The organism is Candidatus Cloacimonadota bacterium (assembly GCA_034722995.1).
Classification (GTDB): Bacteria; Cloacimonadota; Cloacimonadia; order JGIOTU-2; family JGIOTU-2; genus JAGMCF01.
On sequence record JAYEOL010000050.1, the window covers coordinates 1 to 11150 of the forward strand.

11 protein-coding genes are annotated in these 11150 nt (G+C 31.8%); 9 read left to right on the plus strand and 2 right to left on the minus strand.

Annotated elements, in window-relative coordinates; translation table 11 throughout:
* Positions 1-211: hypothetical protein (locus U9R23_06085; protein ID MEA3475985.1), on the minus strand; the 211-nt coding region annotated here is incomplete at its 3' end.
* Positions 212-433: 222 nt separating this feature from the next.
* Positions 434-1375 carry a magnesium transporter CorA family protein gene (locus U9R23_06090; protein MEA3475986.1) on the minus strand — a complete coding sequence of 314 codons (942 nt, stop codon included), beginning with the start codon at positions 1373-1375 and terminating at the stop codon, positions 434-436.
* Between the two features lie 449 nt (positions 1376-1824).
* On the opposite strand from U9R23_06090, the gene lgt reads away from it, so the two are divergent.
* The 9 genes from lgt to U9R23_06135 form a co-directional block, all read left to right on the plus strand.
* Positions 1825-2625 (plus strand): prolipoprotein diacylglyceryl transferase, encoded by an 801-nt coding sequence (gene lgt / locus U9R23_06095; protein MEA3475987.1) that lies wholly within the window; start codon positions 1825-1827, stop codon positions 2623-2625.
* Positions 2622-3308, plus strand: coding sequence for a hypothetical protein (locus U9R23_06100; protein ID MEA3475988.1), 687 nt, complete (start codon positions 2622-2624; stop codon positions 3306-3308). Before lgt ends, U9R23_06100 begins: the two co-directional genes overlap by 4 nt.
* Positions 3309-3347: 39 nt before the next feature.
* Complete coding sequence (gene purB / locus U9R23_06105; protein ID MEA3475989.1) at positions 3348-4646, plus strand: adenylosuccinate lyase; 1299 nt, start codon at positions 3348-3350, stop codon at positions 4644-4646.
* A 41-nt stretch (positions 4647-4687) separates the two neighbouring features.
* The gene (locus U9R23_06110; protein MEA3475990.1) at positions 4688-5383 is read left to right on the plus strand and encodes a ComF family protein; all 696 of its coding nucleotides are present in this window, start codon (positions 4688-4690) and stop codon (positions 5381-5383) included.
* Complete coding sequence (locus tag U9R23_06115) at positions 5383-5733, plus strand: hypothetical protein (GenBank protein MEA3475991.1); 351 nt, start codon at positions 5383-5385, stop codon at positions 5731-5733. Before U9R23_06110 ends, U9R23_06115 begins: the two co-directional genes overlap by 1 nt.
* Positions 5734-5745: 12 nt before the next feature.
* The gene (locus U9R23_06120; protein ID MEA3475992.1) at positions 5746-7641 is read left to right on the plus strand and encodes a glutamate mutase L; all 1896 of its coding nucleotides are present in this window, start codon (positions 5746-5748) and stop codon (positions 7639-7641) included.
* A gap of 8 nt (positions 7642-7649) precedes the next feature.
* Positions 7650-8774 (plus strand): hypothetical protein, encoded by a 1125-nt coding sequence (locus U9R23_06125; protein ID MEA3475993.1) that lies wholly within the window; start codon positions 7650-7652, stop codon positions 8772-8774.
* Positions 8775-8823: 49 nt separating this feature from the next.
* Positions 8824-9333, plus strand: a complete 510-nt coding sequence (locus tag U9R23_06130; protein ID MEA3475994.1) for a hypothetical protein — start codon at positions 8824-8826, stop codon at positions 9331-9333.
* A gap of 655 nt (positions 9334-9988) precedes the next feature.
* Positions 9989-11150: right-handed parallel beta-helix repeat-containing protein (locus U9R23_06135; GenBank protein MEA3475995.1), on the plus strand; the 1162-nt coding region annotated here is incomplete at its 3' end.

Here is an 11150-nt window from a genome sequence, read left to right on the forward strand (position 1 = left end):
CCCCCCCCCCCCCCCCCCCCCCCCCCCCCCCCCCCCCCAAACCAAAAATGCAAAATGAAAAATGTAAAATTAAAGATGTGAAAATAGGCATAGAATAAGTATATTGCAATATTTGCAAGTTATCAATCAGTATAATTCTTCTCTTTCCCATTTTCTTTTTGCCCTCATAATTATAAATACAATTTAATAAAAATGAAAATAACTTTGTCAAATAAAATTATCTTTTCAGGAATATTTCTTTAATAATAGTGTTGCAATAATTTGTAGAAATGAACTTTAATGGCTAAAGCCGTCATAAATAGTCATAACGCTACGCTGTCATAATGGTCAAACAACTTAACTCTGTCATAATAACATTTGACGAGCTGAAGGCTCTTATGACCATTTTTGACTATTTATGACGATTCGCCAATTGGCGAATCATATGACTACATTAGAACCATTTCCTCTTTATAAATATAAACACGCCTATTAAAGAGAAAACGATTGATGCACCAATTGTTATTGCAAAAGCATGGGAAGATCTGGCAAAAGGGAGTTTTATATTCATTCCATAAATGCTTGCAATTAATGTTGGAATCATTAGAATAATTGTAACAGAAGTCAAGAATTTCATCACTGCATTCAAGTTATTAGATATCATAGAAGCAAAAGCATCCATTGTGCTTCTGAGAATATTAGAATGTATATTGGTCATTTCCAATGCCTGTTTGTTATCAACCATCATATCTTCCAGGTAATCTTTATCTTCCTCAAATTTTGTTAAAAGCCCAATGCGGTATAATTTTTCCATCACTGCTTCGTTGGCACGTAAAGAAGTAGTAAAATATACTAAACTTTTTTGTAGATCAAGAAAATCCATCAACTCGTCGTTCTTCATAGATTTTTCTAATCTATACTCAATATCATTGGTAATTTTGCTAATTCTCTTAAGATAGTTTAGATAGACTGTTGAGGTTTTTGATAATATTTGAAGGGTTAATCTATTCCTCTTGGATGTTGAGAATTTTTTTACTCTACCTCTTATGAAATTTTGGAGCACATCATCTTTTTTGGAGGATACAGTTATTAAACATTCTTTTGTAAATATGATACCTAGGGGAAGTGTTTTAAATTTTATATATTCATCGTCTTCATCATAATATGGAGTTTGAATAATAATTAATGTTACACCATCTTCTATTTCTATACGAGGACTTTCATTGTAATCTAAGGGATCTTCTAAAAAATCCTTTGGGACATTAAATTTTTTTGTGATATTTTCAATTTCTTCAGAAGTAGGCGATACTATATATATCCAAGAATCCTTTTCTGCAATTTTTTCAACCCCAATTTTTGTTAACTTATTATCAATTGCTTTATATACTTCAATCATTTTCACCTTTCGGAGAACAGGGTTCTATTCCTATAATCAGTTTTTTATAAAATTAAATCGTCTTTATTATATGTCAAGTAATTGAAAACAATATAAAAAGATATTTACTTTTACACATTTCTTGACTACAAATTTGTTGTATATTTTTTGTAAATAATCTTATCATCATAATCTATAGATGAATCTATAGTAGTATTTTTCAATAGTAAGATGTTACTTTTTAATTCAAATGCTGGAAAAATGTAACCAATCGCTAATAATCGCGAAGAAAGGCAACATATTGATATGACTGAATTATTGGAAAAAGAATTAAGTTATAATAGCATAGGAATAACCCGTATTAGACACAGTAGGTTAAGAACATCAAAATTCTTTTCTTGATTATTTTTCATTATTAGTCCCAACAAGTAGGGGGTTTAATTGCGGTATAATATTAGATGTAAAATAAGATGATAAAATTTCCAAATTTTAATCCAACCATTGTAAAGATAGGTCCGTTCACAATTCAATGGTATGCACTGATGTATATTATCTCATTTGTTATTGGATATTTCTTATTGAAAAAGTTTTATAAAGAAAGAAATGTGAAAATTATAAAATCTGATTATGAAAATCTTTTTTTCTATATAATGTTAGGAGTCATTATTGGCGGACGGTTTGGTTATGTTTTATTTTACAATTTAAAAGAATGCATCAGGAATCCACTCGAAATCATTGCTGTATGGCATGGTGGGATGTCATTTCATGGCGGGATGATTTGCTCAATATTTTTTGGCTATCTTTTCTGCAAAAAACATAAATACAATTTCTATAAATTAGCTGACCCAACAGTAGTTGTTGCCCCAATTGGATTGGCATTGGGACGATTTGGAAATTTCATTAATGGCGAACTTTATGGTCGTCCAACTAATCTGCCCTGGGGTATGATTTATCCGGGAGAAGATTTTGCACGCCATCCTTCACAATTATATGAACTTTTTTTAGAAGGTGTTTTATTATTTGTCATTCTCTTATTTCTTATTAGAAAGAAATTAAGAAACGGCTTCATTTTCTGGAGTTTTATCTTCCTTTATGGACTTTTTAGGTTTTTAGTTGAGTTTGTACGCCAGCCAGACCCACAACTTGGGTTTATAATTAGTTTTCTAACAATGGGACAAATTTTAAGCTTGTTGATGATTATAGCTGCAATTATTGGATTTATCTCAATTAGAAAAAATCCCTATTTGATACATAACAAAAATAAAGTATGAAAAAAATAGTTTCAGTTTTTTTAATATTTTTAATATGTTCCTGCAGCCTTCTGATTAAACAGAAAGAACTAACTGATGAGAAAATAAAAGAAAAAATAGTTACAAATCTTTCCTATTTGAGAAATTGCAAAGCTTCTGGCATCATTAATATCTCACTCAAAAATTTTGAATTAAAAAGTAATTTTTTGCTCAGGAAAAAGAATAAAAAATTTAGAATAGATATTTTTAATTCTGGTTTATTAGGGCTTTCACCTTGTACTCAGGCTCAAATTTTATTTGATGATTCACTTCATATTTTCCTACCTGCAAAAAAAATTCTTTATGTTTTTAGACAGAATAATAAAGTTAATCTTAATTTGGACCTTCAAAAAATAATTAGAAAGTCCAAGAATATTGAAAAGATAAATACTAAATTTATTTTTTCACTCTCTGATGTAAAATTAGTGTTTGACAAAAAATTCAACTTGATATTGATAAAATATGAAAAGAGTGAAATTATTTTGAATAATTACCGAAATAATTTGCCATATAGTTTGAATATATTTCAAAATGAAAAGGAATTAGCAAATCTGACCATTGATAATTGGAGCTTTCCTGAACTTAGAAATGAAATTTTTAAATTAAATATACCAGAAGATGTAGAGATAATAAAGAACACAAATAATTATGGTTTTGATAAATAATATAGAGCTCTGTGCCTTTGTGTTAGAAAGGAACCAACTATGATAGAAAGATATTCGTTACCTGAAATGAAGGATATATGGACTTCAGAAAATAAGTTCAAAAAATGGTTGAAAATAGAAATATATGTTGTGGAAGCAATGAACAAACTTGGCATAGTTCCTGATAAAGACCTTAAAAACATAAAATCAAAAGCACGATTTGATTTAAAAGAAATTAATAAAATTGAAAGGAAAGTTAATCATGATGTGATTGCTTTTCTTACAGATGTAGCAAAATATGTTGGACCTTCTTCGCGTTATATTCATTTAGGATTAACTTCATCAGATATTATTGATACTGCCAATTCCTGCTTGATGCGTGAAGCAGGACTTTTAATACTAAATAAATTGAAAAACCTTTCTGAAATTCTTAAGGAAAAGGCTTTTGAATATAAAGATACACTCTGCATTGGCCGTACTCATGGTATTCACGCAGAACCAACCACATTCGGTTTGAAGATTGCCCTCTGGTATGATGAGATGAGAAGAAATATAATTAGGATGAAATCCGCAATTGATAATATTTCAGTTGGACAGATATCCGGGGCAGTCGGGAATTATGCTTATATTAGTCCCTTTGTAGAGGAGTATGTCTGTAAAAAGATTGGATTAAAGCCCGTAAATATCTCTAATCAGATTATTCAAAGAGATAGATACGCAGAGTTTATTACTACTTTGTCTATCATTGGCAGCACAATTGAAAAGATTGCCACAGAGATACGAGGTTTACAGAGGACAGAAATTCACGAGGTTGAAGAAGGATTTGTCAAAGGACAGAAGGGCTCCTCCGCGATGCCTCATAAGAAAAATCCTATTCTCAGTGAAAGGCTTTGTGGTATGGCACGAGTTTTGCGAAGTAATGCTATGACCTCCTTAGAAAATAATGCCTTATGGCATGAACGCGATATTAGTCATTCTTCTGCCGAAAGGATTATTATACCTGATTCTACTATTCTAATTCATTATATGTTAATAAAAACTAAATCCCTAATTGAAAATTCGGTTGTTTTCCCGGAGAAAATGAAAGAGAATATCAATTTGACAAATGGACTTATATATTCTCAATCAGTCCTGTTGGAACTTGTCAAAAGGGGAATTTCAAGAGAAGATGCGTATGAGATTGTGCAAGCCTCTGCTCTGAAATGCTGGAACTCAAAAGAGCCATTTAAAGATGCTCTGCTATCAAATCAAAAATTGAAAGAAATCATTGCTCCAGGTAAACTGGGAAAAATATTGGATATAAATAAATTTCTTAAAAACGTTGATTACATTTTTAAAAAAGTATTTGGTAAGGAATGAAACCAGAATAGAAAATCTTAACAAATTATATATTCAAAATTATGAATATTATCAATCTTATTGTTAGCCTATTTTTCCCAAATATTTGTTTAGTTTGTAGAAAAAAATTGACTAAGAATGATATAATCTGCGAAAAATGTATTAATAATTTAGCAATATTAGAAACAAACAAGTGTTTACTTTGCAGGAAAAATCCTGCTGAAAATGGTATATGCCAGAATTGTAGAACTGAATTTCAGTTTGATGGAGTTGTTTCTGTATTTAAATTTAATGAAGTAATTCAGAGTTTAATTCATAATTTAAAATATAATGAGTTCAAAAAAATTGGCATCTTTTTAGGAGAATTTTTGGCAAATAAATTATCAAATTATGATTTTATATCTAAAGTTGACTATATTATTCCTGTTCCTCTTCATAAAGTAAAAAAAAGAGAAAGAGGTTTTAATCAATCCGATATTATCGCGAAGATTTTATCTGATAAGTTAAATATCAAATTAGGTAATCATATTATAAAAAGAGCAAAATACACAAAAACTCAGACCATGCTAACCAAAAAGGAGCGAGAAGTTAATGTTAGAGATGCCTTCAAAATAAAATCTCATAGAGATGTAAAAGATAAGAATTTCTTAATAGTTGACGATGTTATAACAACAGGTTCTACAATGAAGTCAATAGTATTACTATTAAAAGAATATTATGCAAATCAAGTGTATGTTGCATCTATTGCCAGGGCATAATGATAGTTGAAATATCAAAAGAAGAGTCGCAAGAACTAATGGATAGGGTAGCAAAATTTTTAGCAGAAAGACGATTGGGTTCTGCTTCTATAATGTTCATTGAATCCTTGAGACCTTTACATTTTATTGGAAGCCAATTATTATACATGATTAGTCCTTTTGCTGAATTGATTTTCAAACCCAATGAATATCAAAAATTTGCTTGTGCATTAGAAAATGAAGAAAATATAGCTTATTTATTAGACCGAATTGATAATTATGATGTAGAATTTCATAAAAAATGGAAAGAAGAAAAGAGAGAACTTAAAGGATTAAAAAAGAAAAAAAAAGCTTTAAAAAATTTAAAATAGTTTGGAGGAAATATGGCAACTGAGTTGCGTTCAATTCTTGCAACAGATTGTGGAAGCACTACAACCAAAGCCATTTTAATTGAGAAAATAGATGGTGTGTATAGACTCATTGTTAGAGGAGAAGCACCAACAACTGTTGAAGCACCATTTGATGATGTTACTAAAGGAGTGCTGAATGCAGTTGAAGAAGTAGAGGATTTAGTCCATTTGAAAGGTGATAAAAATAGAAAAATATTACGAAATGGAAAGATAGTTGTCCCTCAAAAAGATAATCTTGGTGTGGATGCCTATGTATCTACCAGCAGTGCTGGTGGTGGATTGCAGATGATGGTTGCTGGGGTTGTAAAGAGTATGACCGGTGAAAGTGCAGAAAGAGCTGCATTAGGAGCTGGTGCTATTGTGATGGATGTTCTGGCAAGCAATGATAAGAGACTTCCACATCAGAGAATTGAAAGAATTCGTCATTTACGACCAGATATGATACTACTTTCCGGTGGTATTGATGGGGGAACAACAAAACATGTTGCAGAGCTTGCAGAAATTATCTCAGCAGCAGACCCGAAACCCAGATTAGGCTCAGGCTACAAACTACCAATTATTTTTGCTGGAAATGTAGAAGCTCGGGATTTTGTTAAGGAAAACCTCTCACACAAAACAGATCTAATTATAACTGATAATATTCGTCCTGTCCTTGAGCGAGAAAATCTAGGACCTGCAAGAGATAAAATCCACGACTTATTTATGGAACATGTTATGGCTCAAGCCCCGGGTTATAAAAAACTAATGACATGGACAATTGCTGATACAGGTATGAAGAAGATGGAACAGGTTCCTATTATGCCTACTCCAGGTGCTGTAGGTAATATTATGAAGACAATCGCTAAATTAGAAAATATTGAAGTCGTCGGTGTGGATATTGGAGGCGCTACCACAGACATTTTCTCTGTATTTACTGATGAGCAGATATTTAACAGAACTGTTAGTGCTAATCTTGGATTGAGTTATAGCATCTCAAATGTGCTCGCTTCTACAGGAATAGATAATATTATGCGTTGGGTTCCTTTTGAAATTCCAGAGTATCAGCTGAGAAATATGATAAAAAATAAAATGATTCGTCCAACCACAATACCTTTTCTTATGAAAGAACTTATCTTAGAACAGGCAATTGCAAAAGAAGCTTTACGACTCGCTTTTGAACAGCATAAAGAATTTGCAGTTACATTAAAAGGGACTCAGAAAGAGAGTGAAATCGCTGATGCATTTGCTCAAACCGTCTCAGGACAAACTATTGTGGATATGGGGTCTCTTGATATTCTTGTTGGAAGTGGAGGAGTCCTGTCTCATGCTCCTCGTAGAAATCAAGCAGCTATGATGCTTATTGACGGATTTCTGCCAGAAGGTATAACTAAACTCGCTGTTGATAGCATCTTTATGATGCCACAATTAGGTGTGCTTTCAACAATAAGTGAAAAGGCAGCTACTGAAGTTTTTAACAAAGACTGTTTGATTCACTTAGGAACATGTGTTGCACCAAAAGGTAAATATAAAGAAGGTAAGATTGCATTGCATGCTAAAATTGAATTGCCAGATAGGGTATATGAAGAAGATATTAAGTTTGGAGAAATGGTTTTACTTAAACTTGGTGTAGGACAAAATGCAAAAGCAAAATTGAAACCTCTATCTGGACTGGATTTAGGTGCTGGTAGAAATACGGAGGTCAATACCAAACTCTCCGGAGGGGTTGTTGGAATCATTATTGATACACGAGGTAGAGAAATACATTATGATGAAAGCCTTAACAAGGAAACAATGCGAATTCATTTACCCTCAGAAAATTCAGAAAGAATTAAAGCATTAAAAAAATGGATGGAAGCATTAGAAGTCTATCCAAAGAATAAGTTGGATTAGGAGGAGAAATGGCACAAGCGTATACACCAGGATTGACAATTAGTAGACATATTATCTTAAAAAAAGATAGAATACTGCCACTTAAAGGTGAAGTTGTAGTAAAAAAAGGAGATAAAGTTAGTGCTGATGATATTGTAGCACGAACAGATTTGCCAGGCGAAGTTGTTCCAATAAATGTAGCCAATAAATTAGGCATCCCTCCAGGGGATGTTCCTCAGAAAATGGTAAAACAAGCCGGAGATAAGATTGAAAAAGGAGAAATTATTGCTTCCAGTAAAATGCTCTTTGGACTTTTTCATAGTAATGTAACCTCGCCTGTAAAAGGAACAGTGGAGAACATATCTTCTATTACAGGACAGGTTTTATTGCGAGAACCTCCTATTCCAATAGAAATTAAAGCATTTATGGATGGTATTGTTAGTAAGGTCTATGAGAATGAAGGTGTAGAAATTGAAAATAAATCTGCCTATGTTCAGGGTATTTTTGGAATTGGTGGAGAGATTACGGGCGAAATTAAGATGGCTGTAAAAAGTCCAGATGGTATCTTGACTTCTGATTTTATTGATGAATCTTTTCAAGATAAGATTATTGTAGGCGGTTCAATAGTTACCCTTCCCGTTATAAAAAAAGCAATAGATGTCAAAGCCAAAGGTATCATTGTGGCAGGAATTGACGATAAGGATCTAAAGGAATTACTGGGTTTTGATATCGGTGTTGCTATCACCGGGCATGAAGATAAGGGGATAACCATTGTTCTAACAGAGGGATTTGGTCCAATTGATATGGCAGATAATACCTTTAATTTATTAAAAGATTTTGAAGGATATAAAGCCTCTATGCATGGGAAAACCCAGATTCGTGCCGGTGTAATGCGTCCAGAAATTATTATCCCAATCCCATTCAAGGAAGAAGAATTAAAAGTGAAAGAAGAAGAAGCTACAGGGCTTAAAATAGGAAGCCCAATCCGTATTATTCGTGAACCTAACTTTGGGAAAATATGTACCGTAAGTGCCTTACCTGAAGATTTGGCTATTGTTCAAAGTGAAACTAAAGTAAGAATTCTTAAAGCTAAAATGAAGGACGGTAAAGAAATTATTATCCCACGCGCTAATGTAGAAGCAATAGAAGAATGATATATATATTAACAAGGTTTTTTTATTTACATATGTAGGGTAGAAATAAATGTTTAATCCTGAAAATTTTATTAAAAAGGCAAAAGCACTAATTGGACCAATTGATAAAAGTAAAAAAAGTAAATTCGGCTTTGTCAATGAAGATACACGAACATACTTTGTTTATAATTATATTAAAGTTAAAAGAGAGAGGAAAGACTCGTTTTTATTTGTAGAATTTCATGATGATAGATTAAAAAGAAAAGAAAACCATTTTGAAGAATTTAGAAAGGTTTTCGGAATAAAAATAGATAATGCAAGATACAGAAATATTGCCAGAGAATTAATAAATAAACAAATCTCCCAAAATATAAAAAAATTTATTTCAACAAAAAATAGATGGATTTCTGTATGGGATAAAAGAGTAAATATTATTGGATTTTATCAATATAATGTTTCTGAGGATAAGGAAAAGGTGTTCTGTCATTTTAGGACTTTATATCCATTTGTCAGGTCATTTGAAGTCACACCAAGAATTTTAGGGGAAAACTGGGAATTTATGAATAAGAATATTTGGTAAGATAGAATGGGCAAAGATGTCAAATGTGGTCATATGATTCGCCAACTGGCGAATCGTCATAAATAGTCAAAAATGGTCATAAGAGCCTTCATCTCGTTAAATGTTATTATGAGAGTAAGTGGTTTGACCATTTGACAGCGAAGCGTTATGGCTATTTATGACGGCTTCAGCCATTAAGGTTCATTTCTACAAATTGTTACAATACTATTATTAAAGAAATATTCATGAAAAGATAATTTTATTTGACAAGATTATTTTCATCTTTATTAATTTGTATTTATAATTATGAGGGAAAAAAGAAAATGGGAAATAGAGAAATCATACTGATTGATAATTTGCAAATATTGCAATATACCTATTCTATGCCTATTTTCACTTTTTTAATTTTACATTTTTGGACACCCCCCCCAGAAATTATAATTTACTGAATATCTTAGATATACATTCGGTTAAATTACTCTTTACTTATGATATTTTTTACATTGGGAAGAATAAATTCATTCGGAGATTTGCCTCTCTCTTTTGATTCTTCCCTGGGTAGAGAGGCATTTCTGGTTGGTTGTACGGTTGAAATAGAGAGGAATACTTCTCACAAAAACCTTTTGAGATGAAAAATTGGATAAGGGTAAATAAAAAAATTTAATGGGGGTTAAAAGTGAAAAAATATTTACTTACGATAATAATATTATTAATATATTTTGGAAGTATCTATGCAGACACAATAATCGTTGACTGTAATGGAGGAGGGCACTATCTAACGATCCAGGAGGGAATAGATGCATCTCAAGATAACGATATAGTATTAGTTTACCAAGGAATTTATCATGAAACGATAGTTATTGATGGAAAAGATATTGTTGTAGGTAGTTTATATTATACAACCCAGGATCCATCATATATTTCACAAACTGTTATTAAAGGTGATGGAAGTTCACCATATAGTATCATAGAGTTACAAAATACAATGTCAACAATTATAGGTTTTACAATTCTTGGTCCAGAACCACAAACTGGAATACTCAGTTGGGTATCAATCCCATCAATTGAACACAATATTATACAGAATACGGAAATTGGAATACGAGTTCAATTTAAATGTCCATACATTTACAAAAATTCAATATATAATAATGATCTTGGCATACAAATTTCATCAGTGTCTGATCCAAAAGCACCTGGAGTATTTAATAACATTATTCATGATAATGTAAAAGGTATTGAATGTTCTTCTGAAAGTTCTCCTTTAATAATGAATAATATAATATATAATAATTTGCAATATGGAATTTCGTGTAATTGGTTTGATACTCCTGAAATATTTAATAATGTTATTTACGGTAATAATGTAGGTATTCAAATAATTTTTCATAGTGAACCAAATATTTGTAATAATACTATTTCTGTAAATCATACAGGAATATTAGCATATTCAAATACTTATGCACATATCTCAAATTCAATTATATATGGAAACGATTTCAACTTATCAGAATATGAACCGGGTATATTGACTGAGATTTATATAGCATATAGTTGTATAGGTGATGGAGTTCCAAATTGGTGTATAGATGAAGGTGGGAATATTTCAGAAGATCCGTACTTTGTTGATCCTAATAATGACAATTATTCCCTCACATGGAACTCTAATTACTTCAGCCCCTGCATAGACACCGGAGACCCAAATACCACTTGGGACCCAGACAATACTCCCCCCGATATGGGCGCTATACCAGCTGTTGCCCACGATTACTTCTATAACCAGTATGATGGTGGGATTATTGATAGAGTAGAGTGGATCTCCTTCCCAGCTCTGAACA